Raw genomic sequence first — 20,399 nt, 5'->3', positions numbered from 1 at the left:
TCACTTCGCCTCCTTCGGTGCTGGTTCCCGCAGTTCCGGGCGCCCGGGCTGCTCGCCGCCGCGTCCCTTCACGTAGGAGGCGGTCGGCACCATCACCTTCCGCCGGAAGACGCAGACCAGCGTGCCGTCCTGGTTGCAGCCCCTGGTCTCGACGTGCACCACGCCCCGGTCGGACTTCGACCGCGAAGGGGTCTTGTCCAGCACCGTCGTCTCCCCGTACAGGGTGTCGCCGTGGAACGTCGGGGCGACGTGTTTGAGGGACTCGATCTCCAGGTTGGCGATCGCCTTGCCGGAGACGTCCGGGACGGACATCCCCAGCAGCAGGGAGTACACGTAGTTGCCGACGACGACGTTCCGGCCGAAGTCGGTGGTCCGCTCCGCGTAGTTCGCGTCCATGTGGAGCGGGTGGTGGTTCATCGTCAGCAGGCAGAAGAGGTGGTCGTCGTACTCGGTGACCGTCTTGCCGGGCCAGTGCCGGTAGACGTCGCCGACGGTGAACTCTTCGTAGGTGCGGCCGAACTGCATCGGTTCAGGTCTCCTCGGGATCCGTCGGTCAGGACTGGGGCGGCTCGAACCGCGAGGTGCGCCGCAGCCCGGCGGCACGCCCCTTGCCGGCGACCACCAGCGCCATCTTGCGGCTGGCCTCGTCGATCATCTCGTCGCCGAGCATGGCCGAGCCCTTCGCGCCGCCCTCGGCCGAGGTGTAGTACTCGTACGCGTCGAGGATCAGCTCCGCGTGGTCGTAGTCCTCCTGCGACGGCGAGAAGATCTCGTTCGAGGCGTCGACCTGCCCGGGGTGCAGCACCCACTTGCCGTCGAAGCCCAGCGCGGCCGCGCGGCCGGCCACCTCGCGGTAGCCGTCGATGTTCTTGATCTGCAGGTAGGGGCCGTCGATCGCCTGCAGGTCGTTGGCCCGGGCGGCCATCAGAATCCGCATCAGGATGTAGTGGTAGGCGTCGGCCGGGTAGCCGGGCGGCTGTTCCCCCACCACCAGGGACTTCATGTTGATGGACGCCATGAAGTCGGCGGGGCCGAAAATGATCGTCTCCAGGCGGGGGGAGGCCGCGGCGATCCCGTCGACCTCGACCAGGCCCCTGGCGTTCTCGATCTGGGCCTCGATCCCGATGCGGCCCACGTCCAGGCCGACCGTCTTCTCGATCTGGGTCAGCAGCATGTCCAGCGCCTGCACCTGCTGCGCGTCCTGCACCTTCGGCAGCATGATGCAGTCCAGGTTCGCTCCGGCGCCCTCCACGACGGTGATGACGTCGCGGTAGGTCCAGTGGGTCGTCCAGTCGTTCACCCGCACGACCCGGGTCTTGCCCGTCCAGTCGCCCTCGTTGAGGAACTTCACGATGGTGTGGCGTGCGTCGGGCTTGGCCAGCGGTGCGCAGGCGTCCTCCAGGTCGAGGAAGACCTGGTCCGCGGGGAGGCCCTGGGCCTTCTCCAGGAAGCGCGGGTTGGAACCCGGCACCGCCAGGCAGGAGCGGCGCGGGCGCAGCGGCTTCGCCGGGGTGTCGGCAGGGCTGGTCATGCGGGGACCTCCAGTGAGTCGAGCGTGTTCGCGGAGCGGATCTCGTCGACGATACGGCCGATGATCTCCGTGATCCCGAAGTCCTTGGGAGTGAAGACGGCCGCCACTCCGGCGGCCCTGAGGGCGTCGGCGTCGGCGGAGGGGATGATGCCGCCGACGACGACCGGCACGTCGCCGGCTCCGGCCTCGCGCAGCCGTTCCAGTACCTCGGGTACCAGTTCGGCGTGCGAGCCGGAGAGAATGGACAGGCCGACGCAGTGCACGTCCTCGGCGACGGCCGCCGAGACGATCTGCTCGGGAGTGAGGCGGATGCCCTGGTAGACCACCTCGAATCCGGCGTCGCGGGCTCGTACGGCAATCTGCTCCGCGCCATTGCTGTGGCCGTCCAGACCGGGCTTGCCCACGAGCAGCCGGAGCCTGCCCCCGCCGAGGTCCTGCGCCGTGCGGGACACCGCGCGGCGCACCTCGGCCAGCGACGAGCCCTCCTCGGCGCCGACACCGACCGGCGCGCCGGTCACACCGGTCGGCGCACGGAACTCGCCGAAGACCTCGCGCAGCGCGCCCGCCCACTCGCCGGTGGTCACCCCGGCGCGGGCGCACTCCAGCGTGGCCTCCATCAGGTTGGCGTCGGTGGCCGCGGTCTCCTTCAGCATTTCGAGGGCCTGCGCAGCCGGCGGCCACACGTACGGTGCGTCCCGGGTGCGCCGCCAGTCCCGGACGGCCTGCGCCGTGCGGGCCTCGTCGGCCGGGTCGATGGTGAGGACGGCGGTGTCCAGGTCCGCGGTGAGCGGGCTCGGCTCGGTGCCCTCGAAGCAGTTGACGCCGACGATCTGCTCCTCGCCGGACTCGATCCGGCCCCGCCGCTCCGCGTGCGAGGAGACCAGCTGGGACTTCAGGTAGCCGGACTCGACGGCCGCCATCACCCCGCCCATCTTCTCGATGTGCTCCATCTCCTTCAGGGCCGCGGTGACCAGCGAGTCGACCTTTCCCTCGACGACGGGGGAGCCGGCGAACAGGTCGTCGTACTCCAGCAGGTCGCTCTCGAGTGCCAGGACCTGCTGGATGCGCAGCGACCACTGCTGGTCCCACGGGCGGGGCAGGCCCAGTGCCTCGTTCCAGGCGGGCAGCTGCACCGCGCGGGCCCGGGCGTCCTTGGAGAGGGTGACGGCCAGCATCTCCAGCACGATCCGCTGGACGTTGTTCTCCGGTTGCGCTTCGGTCAGTCCGAGCGAGTTGACCTGCACGCCGTAGCGGAAGCGGCGCTGCTTGGGATCCTCGATGCCGTACCGCTCACGGGTGATGCGGTCCCACAGCTCGGTGAAGGCACGCATCTTGCACATCTCCTCGACGAAGCGGACGCCCGCGTTGACGAAGAACGAGATGCGCCCCACCACGTCGCCGAACCGGTCGGCGGGGATCTGCCCGGAGTCCCGCACCGAGTCCAGCACCGCGACCGCGGTGCTCAGCGCGTAGGCGATCTCCTGCACCGGTGTGGCCCCGGCCTCCTGCAGGTGGTAGCTGCAGATGTTGATCGGGTTCCACTTCGGGATGTGGTTGACCGTGTAGGCGATCATGTCGGTGGTCAGCCGCAGGCTCGGGCCGGGCGGGAAGACGTGCGTCCCGCGGGAGAGGTACTCCTTGACGATGTCGTTCTGCGTCGTGCCCGACAGTTGCGAGAGGGCCTCCTCGTCGAGTCCCTGCTCCTCCGCGACCACCTGGTAGAGCGCCAGCAGCCACATGGCGGTGGCGTTGATGGTCATGGAGGTGTTCATCCGCTCCAGCGGGATGTCCTGGAACAGCCGCCGCATGTCACCGAGGTGGGAGACCGGGACCCCGACCCGGCCGACCTCGCCGCGGGCGAGGACGTGGTCGGGGTCGTAGCCGGTCTGCGTGGGGAGGTCGAAGGCGACCGACAGCCCCGTCTGCCCCTTGGCGAGGTTGCGCCGGTACAGCTCGTTGGACGCTTCCGCCGTGGAGTGGCCCGCGTAGGTGCGCATCAGCCACGGCCGGTCCTTCTTCCGTTCCGTCATGCGTGCTCCCCGCTCACACGTTCCGGAAGCGGTTGATGGCCGTCTCGTGCCGGGCGCGCTTCTCCTTGTCGCGGACGCCGAGGCCTTCCTCGGGGGCGAGGCAGAGCACGCCGACCTTGCCCTGGTGCAGGTTCTTGTGCACGTCGTACGCGGCCTGTCCGGTCTCCTCCATGGAGTAGCTCCGGGAGAGCGTGGGGTGGATCTTTCCCTTGGAGATGAGGCGGTTCGCCTCCCACGCCTCGCGGTAGTTGGCGAAGTGCGAGCCGACGATGCGCTTGAGGGACATCCACAGGTAGCGGTTGTCGTAGGTGTGCTCGTAGCCGGAGGTGGAGGCGCAGGTGACGATGGTGCCGCCCTTGCGGGTGACGTACACGCTCGCCCCGAAGGTCTCCCTGCCGGGGTGCTCGAAGACGATGTCGACGTCCTCGCCGCCGGTCAGCTCCCGGATGCGCTTGCCGAAGCGCTTCCACTCCTTCGGGTCCTGGGCGTGCTCGTCCTTCCAGAACCGGTATCCCTCGGCCTTGCGGTCGATGATCGCCTCCGCGCCCATGCTGCGGCAGATCTTGGCCTTCTCCTCGCTGGAGACCACACAGATCGGGTTGGCGCCGCCGGCCAGCGCGAACTGGGTGGCGTAGCTGCCGAGTCCGCCGCTCGCTCCCCAGATCAGCACGTTGTCGCCCTGCTTCATGCCGGCGCCGTTGCGCGAGACCAGCTGCCGGTACGCGGTGGAGTTGACCAGGCCGGGGGCCGCGGCCTCCTCCCAGGAGAGGTGGTCGGGCTTCGGCATCAGCTGGTTCGTCTTGACCAGCGCGATCTCGGCCAGACCGCCGAAGTTGGTCTCGAAGCCCCAGATGCGCTGCTCCGGGTCGAGCATGGTGTCGTTGTGGCCGTCGGCGCTCTCCAGCTCGACGGACAGGCAGTGCGCGACGACCTCGTCGCCCGGGTTCCACTTGTTGACGCCGGGGCCGGTGCGCAGCACGACGCCCGCCAGGTCGGAGCCGATGATGTGGTACGGCAGGTCGTGCCGCTTCGCCAGCGGGGACGAGCGTCCGTAGCGCTCCAGGAACCCGAAGGTCGACAGCGGTTCGAAGATCGAGGTCCAGACCGAGTTGTAGTTGACCGAGGAGGCCATGACGGCGACCAGGGCTTCCCCGGGGCCGAGTTCGGGCACCGGAACCTCGTCGACGTGCAGGGATTTGCGCGGGTCCTTCTCCCCGCTGGGCAGGCCTTCGAACATCTGCGCCTCGTCCTTGTGCACGGTCACCGCGCGGTAGGACTCGGGGAGCTCGAGGGCGGCGAAGTCTTCGGCCGCCGTGTCGGACGAGAGGATCGCGTCGAGGATCTTGTTCACGGTAATGCCTCCGGCGAAGCGCGTAGCGGGAGAAACGCTCGAGGGAACGTCGGTGGTGAGGCAGTGCCGTCGGTTCGGCGTGGCTTCGGCGTGCGCCGTGTGGGCGCGGGGGTGCCTGTGACGCAGGCGTCCGGGCTGCGGGCGGGGTGTGCGCCGAGGGACAGCACCCGGACTGCTGTTCACCGTATGACACTGAGTGCCATCGCACAAGGCACTAGGTGCCAGATGTTTTCCTCAAGTCTCACCCGCGCCGTTCACCCGGGCAACCGGCGGCGGGGCGACGCTTCCGCGCGGCCGGAGGTGCACGGCGCGGCCCGGCCGCGAACGGCGGACGGCCCGGGCGGGTGGAGGACCGGGTGGATCCGAGGAAGGGCGGCCCTCAGCGCCTGCCGCGCAGGGCGTCCTCGATCGACGCCATGATCCGGGGAAGCGATGCGTCCGTTCGGGCGATGGTGACCAGGACCTCGCCCTCCTGCGTGGTCCGCGCCGGTTCCTCGGCGCCGGTGGACGCCGTCCGGGACGTGTCGGGCCGGTCGGCGGCGAAGCCCGTGCCGAACGTCCGCCGGACGATCGCGAACGCGTGGTCGAGCTGGGCCTCCACGTCCCCCACCGCGCCGCCCCGGAGCCACCGCCGCAGCACGTGGTTGTGCGCCGTGACCACGGCGGAGGCGGCCACCTCGGCCAGCAGGGGCTCGTCGAAGCCGCTGGCCCCCTCGCCCGCGTCCCGGTGCGCGGCCTCGTCGAAATGACCGAGGAGGTAGCGCGTGAACAGCCGCTCGTAGCGCGCCACCGAGGCGATCTCCCGCTCCCGCAGCGCGGGGACCTCCCGGGTCAGCTTGTACCGTTCGACGCTGCCCTGGGGCGACGCCGCGTACATCTTCATGACTTCCTTGATGCCGCGGCACACCGTGTCCAGCGGGTGCTCGTGCGCGGGCGCGGCCTCCAGCACGGCCTGCGCGCGGACCAGGGTGTCGTCGTGGTCCGGGAAGATCGCCTCCTCCTTGGACCGGTAGTGCCGGAAGAAGGTCCGCCGCGCGACCCCGGCGGTCGCGGCGATCTCGTCGACGGTCGTGGCCTCGTAGCCCTTGGTCGCGAACAGCTCCATCGCCGCGGCGGCGAGTTCGCGACGGATCTTCAGCCGCTGGGTGGAGGCGGCGGGGGTACGGGCGGGCTTCACGGACTCCGGCATGTGGTGCACGTTACACCGTGTGACCTGCGGGGAAGGCGGGCCTCCCGGAGGTTCCAGGAGGCCGCCCCAGCCCGCGCTCACCTCGTCGCGTACTCGCGGAAGCCCCTCCCGGTCTTGCGGCCGAGGCATCCCGCCGCGACCAGGTGCTCCAGCAGCGGAGCGGGGGCCAGCCCCGGATCGCGGAACTCGCGGTGCAGCACCTGCTCGATCGCCAGCGAGACGTCCAGCCCCACCACGTCCAGCAGTTCGAACGGTCCCATCGGGTAACCGCCACCGAGCTTCATCGCGGCGTCGATGTCGTCCGGCGACGCGTAGTGCTCCTCGACCATCTTCACCGCGTTGTTCAGGTACGGGAACAGCAGGGCGTTCACGATGAACCCGGCGCGGTCCCCGCAGTCCACCGGATGCTTGCGCACCGCCGTGCAGACCTCGCGCACGGTGGCGACGGCGTCGTCGACCGTGAGCACCGTGCGCACCACCTCGACCAGCTTCATGGCGGGTGCCGGGTTGAAGAAGTGCATGCCGACCACGTCCTGGGGCCGGGTCGTCGCCCGCGCGCAGGCCACCACGGGCAGCGAGGACGTGGTGGTGGCCAGCACCGCGCCCGGCCTGCACACCTTGTCCAGCGCCGCGAACAGCTCCCGCTTGACCTCGATATCCTCCGCCACGGCCTCCACGGCGAGGTCCACGCCGGACAGCGCCTCCAGCGTGCCGGATGGGGTGATGCGGGCCAGCGCGGCCCGGCAGTCCGACTCGCTCATCCGGCCCTTGCGCACCGCACGCTCCAGCGAGCGGGCGACCCGCTCCAGGGCGCGTCGGGCCTTCTCCTCGCTGCGCGCCGCCAGCACGGTCGGGTAGCCGGAGCGCGCGAACACCTCCGCGATGCCGGCGGCCATGGTGCCGGACCCCACCACGCCGACCGCGGTCACCGGCCGTCCCGTGACGCCCGCCGCTCCGTCGGAGGGCGTACGCGCGTCCGGCACGACGGTCGGCGACCCGGGGGCCTCGTAGGTGTAGAACCCCGCACCGGACTTGCGGCCGTTGAGTCCGGCGTCGCTCAGCTGCCGCAGAATCGGTGCCGGGGCGTGCAGCCGGTCCTGCGACTGCGCGTACATGGCGTCCAGCACGGTGCGCGCGGTGTCCACGCCGATGAGGTCGAGCAGCGCCAGCGGTCCCATGGGCAGACCGCAGCCCAACCGCATGGCGGCATCGATGTCCTCCCGGCCGGCGTAGTGCGACTCGTACATCGCCGCGGCCTGGTTGAGGTAGCCGAACAACAGGCCGTCCGCGACGAACCCGGGCCTGTCCCCGACCGCGATCGGGTCCTTGCCGAGTTCCCGGGCGAGTCGGGTCACGGCCCCGACGGCCTCGGACGAGGTCAGCACGGAGGACACCACCTCGACCAGCCTCATGGCGGGCGCCGGGTTGAAGAAGTGCAGGCCCAGCACGCGCTCCGGCCGGTCGGAGTCGGCGGCGAGCCGGGTCACCGACAGCGCGTTGGTCCCGGTGGCGAGGATGGTCTCCGGTGCAACGACCGAGTCCAGGGCGGCGAAGACACGGCACTTGGTGTCGTAGTCCTCGGGCACCACCTCGATCACCAGGTCCGCGCCGGAGACGTCCTGCAGATCGGACGAGGTGCGGAAGCGGGTCAGGGTGCCGCGGCGCTCCTCCTCGGTGAGGCGGCCGCGCTCCACGGAACGGGCGGTCGAGGCCTCCAGCGAAGCGACGGCGCGCCGGGCGGCCGACGCGTCGACGTCGACGCCGACCACCTCGCGGCCCGCACGGGTGAGCACGTCGACGATTCCGGTGCCCATGGTGCCCAGGCCGACGACGGCGATGGTGTTCAGGGGTGGACGGTCCATCACGGACTCCCAAGTGACGACTGAAAAGGGGAGAGCCGCGCGTGCACAGGGGCGCGCGGCGCAGAACTGCGGGCGCCGGGCGACCCTGTCCCGGGGCCGCGCCGGCCGGGGTGGTCACCGAACCGACTGCACTCTCGGCGGCTGCGTCACCAGGCCGCCTGAGCGGTGGTACCGCTCTGATGAGCAGGCTAACTCGTCGGTAACAAGAACGCCAGGGGAGACGGCCGAAAAAATGGCACCCAGTGCCAGTGACGTACCGGCCCCAGCCCGGGTTGACCAAGCGTCGCGACGTCAATGCTCCCCGTGGTGGCCGCAGGGGAGCGGCGCCGCTCGCCCAGGGAGGGAGTCAGCGCGTGAAGGGCCGCAGAGACGCAGCCGAGTTCGCCGTACTCGAACACCGGGCACGCGCGGAGGCGCGTGACGACGCGTCGGGGGAGTGCGGGAGACTCCTCCGGCTGGCACGCGAGGACACGCCCGCCGCGCGCGAGGCCCTCGCCGCGGTCCTCGCCCAGCGCGGCCGCCCGCTGTGGGCCCTGGAGACCGCCTCCTTCTCACTGGGGTGCGCAGGGGACAGGCGCGCCTTCGAGACGCTGGTATTCCTGCTCAACCACCGTGATCCTGTCCGCGGCGCCACCGCCGCCCACGCACTCGCGAGGCTGTCCGACCCCCGCACCGCCCGGGCCGCCGCCGTCCTGGCGACCAACGAGCTGCGCACGGCCTATGCGCTGCATCCGGTGCGCCTACTGACGGCACTGAGTGCCCCGGAGGCCGTCCCGACCCTGGTGGAGCTGCTCGCCCGGCTGCTCGACCGGCCGGGCGCCCCTCACCCCGTCGTCCTCGCCTGCGTGGAGGGGCTCGGGCGCCTCGGCGACGCCCGGGCCCGGCCCGTACTGCGGGAGGCCGCCGGCCACCACCGGCTGCGCGCCGCGGCCGAAGCCGCCCTGGCACGCACCGGAGCATGAGGCAGACCCGGGGCGCCCGTGCTCAGTAGGCGTTCCACTCGTGCCGCTGGTACTCCAGCACCGTCGGATCCATCAGAGTGCTGGCACGGACGTCCCGGGAACGACGGTCGAGCGGGAAGACCCGGGCCGCGCGCAGCACCGACGCGTCCAGGAAACGCATCGGCGGGGCGTGCGGCGCGAGGCGCAGGGGAGGACGTTCCCCCTCCGTCTCCGAGGCGGGCCGCGCAAGCAGGAACCCCCAGTTGCCGAAGCTCGGCACGTCCACGTTGTAGGCGGTGGTGGCGAATCCGGACGCCTGCAGCGTCGCGTCGATCGACCAGTACGTCTTCGGGGCGAAGAACGGCGAACCCGCCTGCACCACGACGTTCCCGCCGGGCGCCAGGGCGTGGGAGACCATGCCGTAGAACTCCACCGAGTACAGCTTGGCCAGTGCGGCGGTGTCCGGATCGGGGAAATCGACGACGACCGCATCGAACTGCTGCGTGCTGTCCCGGAGCCAGTTGAACGCGTCCGCGTTGACCGTGTTCACCCGCGGATCCGAGAACGCACGGTGGTTCAGCTCCCGCAGCGGTTCGAAGCTGCTCCCCAGCTCCGTCATGGCCGGGTCCAACTCGACCAGTGTGACCTCGTCCACGTCGTCGTAGCGCAGCACTTCCCGCAGGGCGAGTCCGTCGCCGCCGCCGAGAATCAGCACCGACGACCGCCGGCCCGCGAGAGCCGGATGCACCAGCGCCTCGTGGTACCGGTACTCGTCGAAGGAGGAGAACTGCAGGTCGCCGTTGAGGAACAGCCGCATGTCGCCGTCCCCGGTCAGCGTCGGCGACTCGGTGACGACGATCTGCTGGTACGCGGTCCGCTCGGCACGCACCACCGGGTCGCGGTACAACTGCTGACGTGCGGTGATCTCGATGTCCTCCGCCAGCACATAGCAGCCCGAGAGCACCGCCAGGACGCCCGCCATGCCCGCGAGCAGACCGACCCGCACCATACGGCGCATCCGATCCCGGAAGATCCACAGCACCACCACGATGCCGGCGAGCGCATTGACGCCCCCCACCACCAAGGTGCCCTTGATCTGGCCGAAGGTCGGCAGCAGCAGCAACGGGAAGCACAGGCCGCCGACGAGCGCGCCGATGTAGTCCACGGCGAACATGTCGGCCACCGCGCTGCCGGCCTCCTGGGTCCGGATCCGCTGCAGCAGCGTCATCAGCAGCGGGATCTCCGCGCCGATCAGCACCCCCACCACGAAGGCGATGAACACCACGCCCGGCGTGTAGATCCGCAGCCAGGCGTACGCGACGTACAGGATCAGGACGGAGAGCCCCCCGACCAGCGCCAGCAGGCCCTCCACCAGCGCGAACGCTCCGGCAGCCCGGCGGCGCAGCGGCTTGGCCGCCAAGGAGCCGAGGCCCATGGCGAACACCATCACCGACAGCACGATCGAGGTCTGCATGACCGAGTTGCCGATGAGGTAGCTGCCGAGCGCCGTGAGCGCCAGTTCGTACACCAACCCGCAGGCGGCACACAGGAAGACGGCGAACAGAAGCAGGAATCGCGGGAAACGCGAGGTCAGGACGGGAGAGTGAGCGGACACGGGCTTCTCATCACAGTGACGGGTCGGATGTGCGGTCGACGCGGCGTCAGGCCAGCGCCGCGCCGACCATCAGGGCCGTGCCGAGGTACATGGCGGCCTGCACCCATGCCGCGGGATGCGGGCGGCCACCGTCGTCCTCGAACACGGTGGCTCCCAGCCGACCGGGCGTCAGGAGAGCCACCATGATGAAGACCAGGGTCATCATGACGACGCCCGCGACTCCGTAGAGAAGCGTGCTGAACAACCCGTAGCCCAGGCCCGCCTCGGATTCACTGGCACCTATCGCCTGTGCGATCACCCAGCCGATGCCGACCATCTGCCCGCCGAGCACCACGGCTGCGCCCTTGTTGCGCTCGGTCCACACCACTGCGGCGAGCTTCCCCGGCGTGGCCACATCCAGGACGATGAAGCCGAGCACCATCACGGCGAAGCCCACGAGGCCGTACAGCAGCGCAATACCGGCCTGTTCGAATATGTATCCCACTGTTCTGCTTTCCTTCCGGAGTGTGTGCCGCGTCGCGGTGTGTGCTGATCACTTGCCGAAGCCGGGGCCGCCGCCGCGGAAGCTGCTGCTGCCGGGAGCGGGCCAGGAACGCCGTACGTGGGAGCTCCAGCGGTCGTAGCCGTCGTCGTAGTCGTCCACGTCGATCACGCTGCCCGTGCCCACGGAGCGGGGCCCGATGGCGACCATGTCGTCGTCGTAGCGGAGGAAGACCATGCCGTCGTCGCTGAGGCGGTCGGCGGCGGCCGTGTGGCCGTCGATCTCGTCGGCGACCTCGGAGGGCGGGTCGGAGGGGTCGAGATAGTTGCCCATCTCGTACTCGTACGTGCTGGAGATCCAGCTGTACGGCACGTCGTTGGGGGCGGCGGAGCAGCCGGTCGCGAGAAAACTGACGGTGGCCGTCACCGCCACCGAAGCCGGCCCGATGCGCTTCATCTGATCTCCATCCGGGTGTGCGTGGCCACCACGTGGCCGGTCTGCGGGTAGGTGTGCCAGGTGCGCCAACCGAGACCGGGGCCGCGCTCGACGGCGAGGGCGGTCACCGCGTCCGCAGCGCCCGGGAACACGCCGTAGAGCGCATCGGACCGGCCCTCCACCGCCGTGCGCACCGCGGTCACCCGGTGGGCGAAACCCACCGGATCGTGCTGCTCCACCTCGGCGGCGAAGCGGTAGAGCCAGCCGGGGAATTCCTCGGTGACCCGGGCGGGCAGGCGGGGCGAACCGCCGGGCAGGCAGGCGACGGTCTCGCGCACCGGACCGGCGAACACCTGATGGGAGGCGCCCAGGAGACGCAACTCGACCGTGAGCCCCGGAAAGGTCTCTACCTCGGCGACCGCGAGCGCCTCGTGCGCGGGAAGACCCAGTGCGAAGGAGAGGTCGTCGGAACCCGTGTCCAGGAAGGGAGTTGCGAGGTGTATACCGCTCACGGGACGCAGGCCTCACGCCGTCCCGATGCGGCCACGACCCCCATGCTGCAGTCCCCTGTTCCCCGTTGTGCCGTCCGGCACCGGCGTGCGTCGGGCGAGTATGGCACAGCTCACTGTGCTGCCCGGGACGGGGGTGCGCCGCCGCTGCACGAAGACGGGCGCGGGGCGGAGCCGGACAGCGCCCCGTGTGTCAGGGGTGGTTGGGCCCAGCGGCACCGCCCTGCAGGTCCCGCACGCAGCGCAGGTCGGTGAGGGACCGTCCGCCCACCTCGAAGGGGTCGCGTGCGCCGTCCGGCGCGAAGCCCGCCCGACGGTAGAAGCGACGTGCGCGGGTGTTCTCCTCGACGACCCACAGGAACAGACGGGCGGCGCCGGTCCGGGCCGCCGCCTCGCACACCTCCTGGGTCAGGCGGCGGCCGAGCCCTGTGCCGATCAGGCGGGGAAGGAGGTAGAGCGCGTACAACTCGGCATCGGCCGTGCGTCGTTCCCCGTCCCGGTACGGGCCCCATGACGCCCAGCCGGCCACCCCGCCGTCGTCCTCCACCGCCACCAGGTCGTGGGAGGGGCCGGGAAGGCTCAGCCGGGTGCGATGCCGCGCGGCGTCGTCGGGCTCCGACAGCGAGGCCAGGTACTCGGCGGGCATGAGGCCCGCGTAGGCGTGGCGCCAGCCCGCCACCCGTACGGCTGCGATGCCGTCGGCGTCCGTCGTGAGGGCTTTCCGCAGGTGCATGGCCCTCAGCCTGCCACCGGGGGCCCGGTGTCGCACCGGCGTTTCCGCGCACCGGTGCCGTGCGACTGAGTGAATCCGACCGTCCGACAGAGGGATTGTCGGACTGGATTGTGTCGCTCAGCTCCCCGGCGGCGACAGAAGGGACGTGTCCGGCCGCAGCCGTTCACCACCCCCTCGTCGTATCGGCAAGGAGTGACATGACGCGAAGGAAGCCCCCTCTGCCAGAAAGTGCTCACGGACGCCCGCGTCGCGCCGTGGGTGTCCTGGCCGTTCCGCTCTCGCTGGCTCTCGCAGGCATCGCGGGCCCGGTGTACGCCGCCGCGGACGGCCCTGCGCCCGCGGAGAAGGCGCCCCGCGCCTCCGCCGGCGGAGGCGGCGGCTGCCACACGTACTGCCCCGGACCACCCGGGCCCCCCGGGCCGAGGGGCCCGCGCGGGCCGCAGGGGCCGCCCGGCGAGCAGGGCCCGCAGGGGGAGCAGGGAGAGGCGGGTCCGCCCGGTCCGCAGGGGCCGCAGGGACCGCCCGGCGAGCAGGGCCCGCCCGGCCCGTGCACCGCCATCGACTCCTACGCCCCGAGCGCCTCGGAGGAGCACCTCGCCGCACTCGTCGACGGCCAGGCGTTCGTCGGCGACCGGGACCTGACGCCCACCCCGCAAAACATCGTCTGGCAGGACGTCTCGGGCAACGGAGGCTATCCGGACGGCGCCTGCGACATCACCATCGACGAGCAGGGCAACACCGCACGCGTCAAGGTGATCACGACCGGCGGAGACGTCTACGAGACGGTGTGCGACGTCACCGGAGGCGACGTCGCCTGCGAAGAGGAATGGGGTCAACTCGCCTCTCCGCCGGTGATGAACGCCGCCGCGAAGAACGGCAAGCGGAAGGCTTGACGCCCCGCGGCCCACGCCCGGTTCCGTGCGCCCCGTCCGGTGGTGCACGGAACCGGCCGGGTGAGGGGCGGCCGGTGCGGCACGCCGCTCCCCGGCGCTGCCGCGTCCCGTCGCTACCGTCGGTTCCGTGACCGCCCTCCGCCTCCCGCGCCTCTCCTGGACCACCGCGGTGCCGCCGCTCGCCCTCGTTGTTCTGGTCCTGACCTGGGGGCGGCACCTGGCCACCGGCTGGGTGGTCGTCGTGGCCGCCGTCCTCGCGGGGGCCGTCCTGGCGGCTGTGCACCACGCGGAGGTCGTCGCGCTCCGGGTGGGCGAACCGTACGGATCCCTGGTGCTCGCCGTCGCGGTCACGGTCATCGAAGTGGCCCTGATCGTCACGCTCATGGTCTCCGGCGGCGCCGAGACCGAATCCCTCGCCCGCGACACGGTCTTCGCCGCCGTCATGATCACAACGAACGGCATCGCGGGGCTCTCGCTCCTGCTGGGAGCCCTGCGCCACGGCATCACCCACTTCCACCCGGAGGGCAGCGGCGCCGCACTCGCCACCGTCACCACCCTCGCGACGCTCAGCCTCGTGCTCCCGAGATTCACCAGCGAGCCGGGCCCCAAGTTCTCCGCGCCGCAACTCGGTTTCGCCGCGACGGCCTCCCTCGTGCTCTACGTGCTGTTCGTGCTCACCCAGACCCGCCGGCACCGGGACTTCTTCCTCCCGGTGACCTCGGAGGGGACCCCCGTCGGCGAGGACCTCGCGCAGCACGCACCTCCGCCCGGCCGACGGGCCGCACTCACCAGCCTGGGTCTGCTCCTGGTGGCGCTGGTCGCCGTCGTCGGGCTGGCCAAGGTCGAGTCGCCCGCCATCGAGGACGGGGTGGAGGCGGCAGGTTTTCCCCACTCGTTCGTCGGTGTGGTCATCGCCCTGCTCGTCCTCCTGCCCGAGACCCTCGCTGCCGCCAGGGCGGCGCTGCGTGCCCGCATCCAGATCAGCCTCAACCTGGCCTACGGCTCCGCGATGGCGAGTATCGGCCTCACGATCCCGGCGATCGCCATCGCCTCGGTCTGGCTCACCGGGCCGCTCCTGTTGGGGCTGGGGCCGACGCAGCTGGTGCTGCTCCTGCTGACCGTCCTGGTCAGCGGCCTCACCGTCGTCCCAGGACGTGCCACCCGTCTTCAGGGCGCCCTCCACCTGGTGCTGCTGGCCGCCTTCCTGTTCCTGGCGATCATTCCGTGAGAGGTGTCCCTTCCTCCGGCGGATCCGCGGCAGGGGAACGTCGGGCGGAGACGACGGCAGCGGTGTTGGATGAGCACGTGGACCCCGTCGTGACACCCCGACTCGTTCTCCACCCGCTCACACCCGCCGAGGCCGAACGGGTCGCCGCGCGCACACCTGAGCCGGGCGACCGCTGGGCTCCCGGGTATCCCAGGGAGGACGACGTCGACGGTGCGCGGCTCTTCCTGGCGGCCTGTGCGGTGTCGGGGGAACCCTGGCCCTTCGGCACCTACGAGATCCGTCGACGGGAGGACGGACGGGCCATCGGCACCGCCGGCTTCCACGGCCCTCCGGACGCCGGAGGCGAGGTCGCCGTCGGCTACGGCCTCGTTCCGCAGGCACGGAGGCGGGGGTACGCGGCCGAAGCCCTCCGCGCGCTGCTCGACGTGGCCCGCCGGCAGGGCGTCCAGTGCGTCACGGGGGACACCGAGGCCGACAACACCGCCTCACGCCGCACCATGAGCGCGGCGGGTATGCAACTCGTCCGGGAGGACGCCCGACTCGCCCACTACGCCGTGAGGTTCCCGGCCGCCGACGGCGGGTGAGGCCGGATCACCGCACGGCCGGGCAGCGGGCCCGTCTGCGCCGCGTCACTCCATCGACCGGGGCGACCGGGCACGGACGGCTTCCAGCAGCTGCTTGCGCGACGGGTTGACCATCGCCTTCCCCGCGACCGTCACGGTCGGCACGGTCTCGTTCCCGTCGGCGACCGAGCGGACGAAGGCGGCGGCCTCACGGTCGCGCCAGATGTTGACCTTCCGGTACCGCAGCGTGGTGAACCGCAGTTGGGTCCGGAGCTTCATGCAGAACATGCATCCCGGGCGCCAGTACAGCACGACACCCTCGTCCTCGCTGTCCGTCACGGTCCCCCCTCTTCTCCGAGTGCAGGTCTCTTCGAGCGTAGCGGCCTGCGCCGTGCCCCGTCCCGCCCGGTCGGCCGTTCCGGCCCTGACGCAGCGGCGGGGCGGAGGCGACGTCGTCACGCCGCCTCCGCCCCCGACTGCCGCGCTGCGTCAGTGGACGCTCATCCAGTTGGTGTCGATGTTGAGGGTGTAGCCGCCGTGCGTCTCGTTGTGGCCGCCGCGGAACTGGTGCACCCGCTGCCGGTTGTTCCACTGCCCGTCGGGCACGTACGGCGTGAAGTCGAGGTTCCGTTCGCGGTTCCACCATGCGGGCCAGATGTGGTTCGGGCGCGCGTACTTGTCCGAGTTGTAGGTGTCGGAGAGGTCCGCGATGCCGGAACTGATGCTGGAGTAGACGCCCGAACGATAGTCCTGGCGGCGCAGTTGGTTGACCCAGGCGCTCAGGAAGTTCAGCACCGCCCGGCGGCACGTGGCGTTGGCGTTGTTGTACCCCTCCATGTCGTAGTAGAGGACGGAGTGCGCCCCGATGCCCAGCGCCTTGGCCTTGTCGACCGCCGCGTTCGCCGCGTGGCGGCCCTGCGTGCGTGCGGTGGTCGGATCGCTGGACAGGGTGTGGGCGAACCGGTCGGCCTCGCACGGCGCCTGCCGGCCGACGAAGATGGGCAGCGGGTGCCAGCCGCCGTTGACGCGCTTGCGCACCCAGTCGGCCGAGAGCTTCGGTTGGGCGCAGGCCCGGCTGATCCCGCCGATGTAGATGCCGATGGACCGGAAGTTGGTCGACTGCCGCCAGGCGTTGACCACCTTTCCGCCCGGTGCCGTGCAGGCGTCGAAGCCCCGCCCGCGGAACGTCCCGGGCAGCTTGACCGCGGAGAGGGTGACGGCCTCCGCCGTGGTGCGCGGCGCAGCGGTCGAGCGCCGGGCGTCGGGCGTGAGGGCCGCCGTCTCCAGGACGGACGAGGCCTTCCTTCCGCCGAAGGCCGACACCACCACTCCCGCGTCGCGCACCACGAGGTGGCTCTCGCCGCCTGCGTCGGGCCGCACGGAAACCGCGGCACCGTGGTCCACGACGCGGGCGCCGGGGGTGTCCGGGGCCGATGCCGTCCGCCGGATCCACAGACCGGGAGCTCCGCCGACCGCGTGCGCCGGACAGTCCTGCACCTCGCCCGCCCGGCCGACGTACACGGTCGGCGTGTCGAAGAGGATGCAGGCGGTGGGGTGGGCCTCGAGGTCGACGACCCGCCAGGACGCCGGGACCTCGACGTCGTATCCCCGGTGGGTCACGTGCTGCGTCTGAGGTTGCTCCTGGGCGGTGGACACCGACGGTGCCGCGAGGCAGGCGAGGAGGGCTCCGACGAGCGCGTAGCGCAGGCGCCGCATGTCAGCCGCACCTGTTCTTGCTGGTCTGGTAGCGCTCGAGGTAGTCGGTCCATCGCACGCCCTGGATGCGGGAGACCACGACGTTGCCGTCGTGTATCTGCTCGTAGTGCAGGTGGGGGGTGATGTTGTAGAGAGCGGACGTCGCGCCGACGCGCCCGATCTTCTGGCCGCGGTTGACGTGGTCGCCGCGGACCAGTCCGGCACGGCTCTTCAGGTGTGCGTAGCGCGTCCGCCAGCCGTTCCCGTGCCCGATGACGACGGTGTTCCCGTAGCCGGTGTTCTTCGCGTAGAAGGAGCGCAGCACCTTGCCGCCGGCGCTGGCGAACACCCGGCGGCCCAGGTCGTCGGGGCTCCCCGCGGAGTTGTAGTGGTTCCAGTCGATCGAGTGGGCCGGGCTGTGCCCGTTCCAGTTGTTGCCGAGCCACCGCTGTCCGCAGAGGAACGGCATCTTGAAGACGGGCCGGTCCCCGCTGAGGGTCGCGGTTGTGGAGGTGTCCTGCGGCGCCGCGTCGGCAGCGGGTGCGGTGAGGGCGAGCGCGGCGACGGCGCTCACGGCGGCCAGCGCGGCCCGGGATCTTCTCCCCATCATGGTTCTCCCCTTGTCGTCGGATGACGCGGCGATTCAAGGGGCCGGGCATACAAAGCGGATACAAACCGCACGGCGATGAGTTCCGGTGCCGCATTCCGTCCACCCGTACGACAGCGTTCGTCCGCACGACGGGAGAGGCACCATGGCGGACATCAACACCTTCCTCTGGTTCGACGACCAGGCCCGGGAGGCTGCGGAGACCTACGTCTCGATCTTCGGGAAGGGGGCGCGCATCACCGGTGTGCAGCACTACGGAGAGGCGGGGCCGGGCGTGCCCGGATCGGTCATGACCGTGACGTTCGAGCTCGCGGGACAGCCGTTCACCGCGCTCAACGGAGGCCCCGAGTTCACCTTCACCGAGGCCGTCTCGCTGCAGATCACCTGCGAGGACCAGGACGAGGTGGACCACTTCTGGTCCTGCCTGGGCGAGGGCGGCCAGGAGGTGCAGTGCGGCTGGCTCAAGGACCGGTACGGACTGTCCTGGCAGGTCGTGCCCCGCAGGCTGTTCGAGCTGACGGCCGACCCGGATCCGGTCCGCTCGCAGGCGGTGTTCCGGGCGATGCTGGGGATGAAGAAGCTGGAGATCGCGGGCCTGGAGGAGGCGTACGCGGCCGCCGGCTGACCGGCCCCCGCACCGGGCGCCGGGCTACGGCGCGAGGCGGGCCGACTCCTCCCGCAGCGCTCCGAGCGCGAGGCCGATCAGTGGGTGCCGGCGGCTGCCGCGCCGTACGGCGGCGAACACCCGGCGGGTGGGGCGGTCGCCCTCCAGCGGTCGGATGACGGCCGCGGCGAGGTCGATTCCGCGCAGTGCGGTGCGCGGCACCAGTGCCACCCCGGCGCCGTGCGCGACGAGTGCGCTGACCGCCCGGAAGTCGTCGGTCAGGGACGCCACCCGCGGCAGGAACCCGGCCCGCTCGCAGGCGTGCATCACCACCTCGTGCACCGGGTTGCCCGGCCACGGGGTGATCCACGGATCGTCGGCCAACTCGGTCAGCGGGAACCGGTCCCGGCCCACGAGCCGGTGGCCCGGCGGCAGTACGGCGTCGAACGCCTCCGCGTACAGCGGCTCCCGGCGCAGCCGCTGATCGTCCTCCGGGCGCCCGGCGCTGAGCGTCTCCCGGTGCTCCACGGCCACGGAGATGTCCGCTTCGCCCTCGCCGAGGAGCTGCAGGCCCGCACGTCCCTCCGCGTCCCGGACGTGGAAGCGCACCTGCGGAGCGCTGTCGCGCAGCTTTGCCAGTGCCGGGGCCACCACCTCCGTGATCGCCGTCGGATAGGCGGCCACCACCACCTCTCCCCTGAGGCCGGCGGCGCAGGCCGCGAGGTCGGCCTCCGCACGTTCCAGCTGCACCGCGATCGTCGCGGCGTGCTCCGCCAGTACCGTCCCGGGGGCCGTCAGCCGCACGTTCCTGCCGTGCCGTTCCAGCAGCGGCTGCCCGGCCTCCGCCTCCAGCGAGGCCAGCTGCTGCGAGACGGCCGAGGGCGAGAGGTACAGCGCCCGGGCGGCGGCGGTGACCGTGCCGTGGTCGGCCAGCGCCCGCAGTACCCGCAGCCTGCGCGGATCGATGGTCACGCTGCCAGTCTCGCATGATCGTGCAGCGTTCCTTCACGGACATCCCCCGAAATGGCTGATGGACTGCACAGGTCCCGCGGGGTCACTATTCGGCCATGAAGGCTTTGGTGAAGACGGCCGCGGGACCCGGCCTGGACCTGACGGAAGTACCGACCCCGAAGGCCGGTGACGGGCAGGTGCTGATCAAGGTGCTGCGCACCGGCATCTGCGGCACGGACCTGCACATCGACGGCTGGGACGAGTGGGCCGCCCGCTCCGTGGAGACGCCACGCGTGCTCGGCCACGAGTTCGTCGGCGAGGTCGCCGCACTCGGTGCGGGCGTCACCGGTGTCGAGGTCGGCGACCTCGTGAGCGGCGAGGGCCACCTGGTGTGCGGCACCTGCCGGAACTGCATGGCCGGACGCCGCCACCTGTGCATCCGCACCATCGGCCTCGGCGTCCACACCGACGGCGCGTTCGCCGAGTACGTCGTGCTCCCCGAGGAGAACGTCTGGGTGCACCGCCACGAGGTCGACCTCGACGTCGCCGCGATCTTCGACCCGTTCGGCAACGCCGTGCACACCGCCCTGGCCTTCCCCGTGCTCGGCGAGGACGTGCTGATCACCGGTGCCGGCCCGATCGGCATCATGGCCGCGGCCGTCGCCCGGCACGCCGGTGCACGCAGCGTCGTGATCACCGACGTGAGCGAGTACCGCCTCCAGCTGGCGCGGAAGATCGGTGCCAGCGTGGCGCTCGACGTGAGCACAGCCGCCGTGGCGGACGTGATGCCCGAACTCTCCATGAGCGAGGGCTTCGACATCGGGCTGGAGATGTCCGGACGTACCGAGGCGCTGCGCGACATGGTCGCGTCCATGCGCCCCGGCGGACGCATCGCCGTGCTGGGTCTCCCCACGGGTTCGGGCGACGTGCCCGTCGACATGGCCACCGTCGTGCAGCGGATGCTGACCCTGCGCGGTATCTACGGCCGCGAGATGTACGAGACCTGGTACAACATGTCCGTCCTGCTGCAGGGCGGTCTCGACATCGGGCCGGTCGTCACCCACCGTTTCGGTTACGAGGAGCACGCCGAGGCCTTCGCCACCGCGCGTTCGGGGCAGTGCGGCAAGATCGTCCTCGACTGGACGACCCCCAGCACCCGCTGACCCGGCCCCCACAGATCC

21 protein-coding genes are annotated in these 20,399 nt (G+C 71.2%); 6 read left to right on the top strand and 15 right to left on the bottom strand.

Annotation, left to right across the window (positions count from 1 at the left end):
* The 6 genes from ACL06G_RS13860 to ACL06G_RS13835 all read right to left on the bottom strand — a co-directional run bounded on the left by ACL06G_RS13860 (position 1) and on the right by ACL06G_RS13835 (position 7,963).
* Complete coding sequence (locus ACL06G_RS13860) at positions 1–525, bottom strand: MaoC family dehydratase (protein WP_412786073.1); 525 nt, start codon at positions 523–525, stop codon at positions 1–3.
* Between the two features lie 28 nt (positions 526–553).
* Complete coding sequence (locus tag ACL06G_RS13855; RefSeq protein ID WP_412835953.1) at positions 554–1,531, bottom strand: HpcH/HpaI aldolase/citrate lyase family protein; 978 nt, start codon at positions 1,529–1,531, stop codon at positions 554–556.
* On the bottom strand, positions 1,528–3,561 hold the full coding sequence (locus ACL06G_RS13850) for an ethylmalonyl-CoA mutase (RefSeq protein WP_412786071.1): 2,034 nt from the start codon (positions 3,559–3,561) through the stop codon (positions 1,528–1,530). Before ACL06G_RS13850 ends, ACL06G_RS13855 begins: the two co-directional genes overlap by 4 nt.
* 13 nt (positions 3,562–3,574) lie before the next feature.
* Positions 3,575–4,918, bottom strand: a complete 1,344-nt coding sequence (ccrA, locus tag ACL06G_RS13845; RefSeq protein ID WP_412835978.1) for a crotonyl-CoA carboxylase/reductase — start codon at positions 4,916–4,918, stop codon at positions 3,575–3,577.
* A gap of 373 nt (positions 4,919–5,291) precedes the next feature.
* A complete protein-coding gene (locus tag ACL06G_RS13840) occupies positions 5,292–6,101 on the bottom strand; it encodes a TetR family transcriptional regulator (RefSeq protein WP_412786070.1) in 810 nt (269 codons plus the stop codon).
* 77 nt (positions 6,102–6,178) lie between these two features.
* Positions 6,179–7,963, bottom strand: coding sequence for a 3-hydroxyacyl-CoA dehydrogenase family protein (locus tag ACL06G_RS13835; RefSeq protein ID WP_412835952.1), 1,785 nt, complete (start codon positions 7,961–7,963; stop codon positions 6,179–6,181).
* 353 nt (positions 7,964–8,316) lie between these two features.
* Between ACL06G_RS13835 and ACL06G_RS13830 the strand changes: the two genes are divergently transcribed.
* Positions 8,317–8,925 (top strand): HEAT repeat domain-containing protein, encoded by a 609-nt coding sequence (locus ACL06G_RS13830; RefSeq protein ID WP_412786068.1) that lies wholly within the window; start codon positions 8,317–8,319, stop codon positions 8,923–8,925.
* A 22-nt stretch (positions 8,926–8,947) separates the two neighbouring features.
* Here ACL06G_RS13830 and ACL06G_RS13825 read toward each other — a convergent pair whose 3' ends face one another.
* The 5 genes from ACL06G_RS13825 to ACL06G_RS13805 all read right to left on the bottom strand — a co-directional run bounded on the left by ACL06G_RS13825 (position 8,948) and on the right by ACL06G_RS13805 (position 12,677).
* Positions 8,948–10,519 carry a polyamine aminopropyltransferase gene (locus ACL06G_RS13825; protein WP_412786067.1) on the bottom strand — a complete coding sequence of 524 codons (1,572 nt, stop codon included), beginning with the start codon at positions 10,517–10,519 and terminating at the stop codon, positions 8,948–8,950.
* Between the two features lie 46 nt (positions 10,520–10,565).
* Entirely contained in the window at positions 10,566–11,003 is a 438-nt protein-coding gene (locus ACL06G_RS13820; RefSeq protein WP_412786066.1) for a DUF350 domain-containing protein, read from the bottom strand.
* Between the two features lie 48 nt (positions 11,004–11,051).
* The gene (locus tag ACL06G_RS13815) at positions 11,052–11,456 is read right to left on the bottom strand and encodes a DUF4247 domain-containing protein (protein WP_412835951.1); all 405 of its coding nucleotides are present in this window, start codon (positions 11,454–11,456) and stop codon (positions 11,052–11,054) included.
* The gene (locus tag ACL06G_RS13810; RefSeq protein ID WP_412835950.1) at positions 11,453–11,947 is read right to left on the bottom strand and encodes a DUF2617 family protein; all 495 of its coding nucleotides are present in this window, start codon (positions 11,945–11,947) and stop codon (positions 11,453–11,455) included. Before ACL06G_RS13810 ends, ACL06G_RS13815 begins: the two co-directional genes overlap by 4 nt.
* Positions 11,948–12,137: 190 nt before the next feature.
* The gene (locus tag ACL06G_RS13805; protein ID WP_412835949.1) at positions 12,138–12,677 is read right to left on the bottom strand and encodes a GNAT family N-acetyltransferase; all 540 of its coding nucleotides are present in this window, start codon (positions 12,675–12,677) and stop codon (positions 12,138–12,140) included.
* Between the two features lie 254 nt (positions 12,678–12,931).
* Between ACL06G_RS13805 and ACL06G_RS13800 the strand changes: the two genes are divergently transcribed.
* The 3 genes from ACL06G_RS13800 (at position 12,932) to ACL06G_RS13790 (ending at position 15,382) form a co-directional block, all read left to right on the top strand.
* Entirely contained in the window at positions 12,932–13,570 is a 639-nt protein-coding gene (locus tag ACL06G_RS13800; protein ID WP_412835948.1) for a hypothetical protein, read from the top strand.
* Between the two features lie 127 nt (positions 13,571–13,697).
* Positions 13,698–14,798 carry a calcium:cation antiporter gene (locus ACL06G_RS13795; RefSeq protein WP_412786061.1) on the top strand — a complete coding sequence of 367 codons (1,101 nt, stop codon included), beginning with the start codon at positions 13,698–13,700 and terminating at the stop codon, positions 14,796–14,798.
* Positions 14,799–14,887: 89 nt separating this feature from the next.
* Positions 14,888–15,382 (top strand): GNAT family N-acetyltransferase, encoded by a 495-nt coding sequence (locus tag ACL06G_RS13790; RefSeq protein WP_412835947.1) that lies wholly within the window; start codon positions 14,888–14,890, stop codon positions 15,380–15,382.
* A gap of 45 nt (positions 15,383–15,427) precedes the next feature.
* Here the strand turns inward: ACL06G_RS13790 and ACL06G_RS13785 are convergent, their stop codons facing one another.
* The 3 genes from ACL06G_RS13785 to ACL06G_RS13775 form a co-directional block, all read right to left on the bottom strand.
* Positions 15,428–15,700 carry a glutaredoxin domain-containing protein gene (locus ACL06G_RS13785; protein WP_412786057.1) on the bottom strand — a complete coding sequence of 91 codons (273 nt, stop codon included), beginning with the start codon at positions 15,698–15,700 and terminating at the stop codon, positions 15,428–15,430.
* A 150-nt stretch (positions 15,701–15,850) separates the two neighbouring features.
* Positions 15,851–17,077: a DUF1906 domain-containing protein gene (locus ACL06G_RS13780; RefSeq protein WP_412786056.1), complete on the bottom strand. Its 1,227-nt coding sequence runs from the start codon at positions 17,075–17,077 to the stop codon at positions 15,851–15,853.
* Between the two features lies 1 nt (position 17,078).
* Positions 17,079–17,666, bottom strand: coding sequence for a M23 family metallopeptidase (locus tag ACL06G_RS13775; RefSeq protein WP_412786055.1), 588 nt, complete (start codon positions 17,664–17,666; stop codon positions 17,079–17,081).
* A gap of 142 nt (positions 17,667–17,808) precedes the next feature.
* Between ACL06G_RS13775 and ACL06G_RS13770 the strand changes: the two genes are divergently transcribed.
* Entirely contained in the window at positions 17,809–18,288 is a 480-nt protein-coding gene (locus ACL06G_RS13770; RefSeq protein WP_412786054.1) for a VOC family protein, read from the top strand.
* Between the two features lie 24 nt (positions 18,289–18,312).
* On the opposite strand, the gene ACL06G_RS13765 is transcribed toward ACL06G_RS13770, so the two are convergent.
* On the bottom strand, positions 18,313–19,239 hold the full coding sequence (locus ACL06G_RS13765) for a LysR family transcriptional regulator (protein WP_412786053.1): 927 nt from the start codon (positions 19,237–19,239) through the stop codon (positions 18,313–18,315).
* Between the two features lie 95 nt (positions 19,240–19,334).
* Between ACL06G_RS13765 and tdh the strand changes: the two genes are divergently transcribed.
* Complete coding sequence (gene tdh / locus ACL06G_RS13760) at positions 19,335–20,381, top strand: L-threonine 3-dehydrogenase (RefSeq protein ID WP_412786052.1); 1,047 nt, start codon at positions 19,335–19,337, stop codon at positions 20,379–20,381.
* Positions 20,382–20,399: the final 18 nt, after the last annotated feature.

It is taken from the genome of Streptomyces callyspongiae (assembly GCF_047200695.1).
In the GTDB taxonomy this organism is placed as follows: Bacteria; Actinomycetota; Actinomycetes; order Streptomycetales; family Streptomycetaceae; genus Streptomyces.
Note: the sequence above shows the minus strand (reverse complement) of the source record. Positions and strands in the feature narration are given on the sequence as shown.

Excerpts from the sequence above, each read along its gene's own strand:
- ACL06G_RS13775 (WP_412786055.1), bottom strand. The coding sequence starts at position 17,666 with ATGATGGGGAGAAGATCCCGGGCCGCGCTGGCCGCCGTGAGCGCCGTC.
- ACL06G_RS13780 (WP_412786056.1), bottom strand. The coding sequence starts at position 17,077 with ATGCGGCGCCTGCGCTACGCGCTCGTCGGAGCCCTCCTCGCCTGCCTC.
- tdh (WP_412786052.1), top strand. The coding sequence starts at position 19,335 with ATGAAGGCTTTGGTGAAGACGGCCGCGGGACCCGGCCTGGACCTGACG.
- ACL06G_RS13855 (WP_412835953.1), bottom strand. The coding sequence starts at position 1,531 with ATGACCAGCCCTGCCGACACCCCGGCGAAGCCGCTGCGCCCGCGCCGC.
- ACL06G_RS13840 (WP_412786070.1), bottom strand. The coding sequence starts at position 6,101 with ATGCCGGAGTCCGTGAAGCCCGCCCGTACCCCCGCCGCCTCCACCCAG.
- ACL06G_RS13835 (WP_412835952.1), bottom strand. The coding sequence starts at position 7,963 with ATGGACCGTCCACCCCTGAACACCATCGCCGTCGTCGGCCTGGGCACC.
- ACL06G_RS13850 (WP_412786071.1), bottom strand. The coding sequence starts at position 3,561 with ATGACGGAACGGAAGAAGGACCGGCCGTGGCTGATGCGCACCTACGCG.
- ACL06G_RS13770 (WP_412786054.1), top strand. The coding sequence starts at position 17,809 with ATGGCGGACATCAACACCTTCCTCTGGTTCGACGACCAGGCCCGGGAG.
- ACL06G_RS13815 (WP_412835951.1), bottom strand. The coding sequence starts at position 11,456 with ATGAAGCGCATCGGGCCGGCTTCGGTGGCGGTGACGGCCACCGTCAGT.
- ACL06G_RS13860 (WP_412786073.1), bottom strand. The coding sequence starts at position 525 with ATGCAGTTCGGCCGCACCTACGAAGAGTTCACCGTCGGCGACGTCTAC.
- ACL06G_RS13805 (WP_412835949.1), bottom strand. The coding sequence starts at position 12,677 with ATGCACCTGCGGAAAGCCCTCACGACGGACGCCGACGGCATCGCAGCC.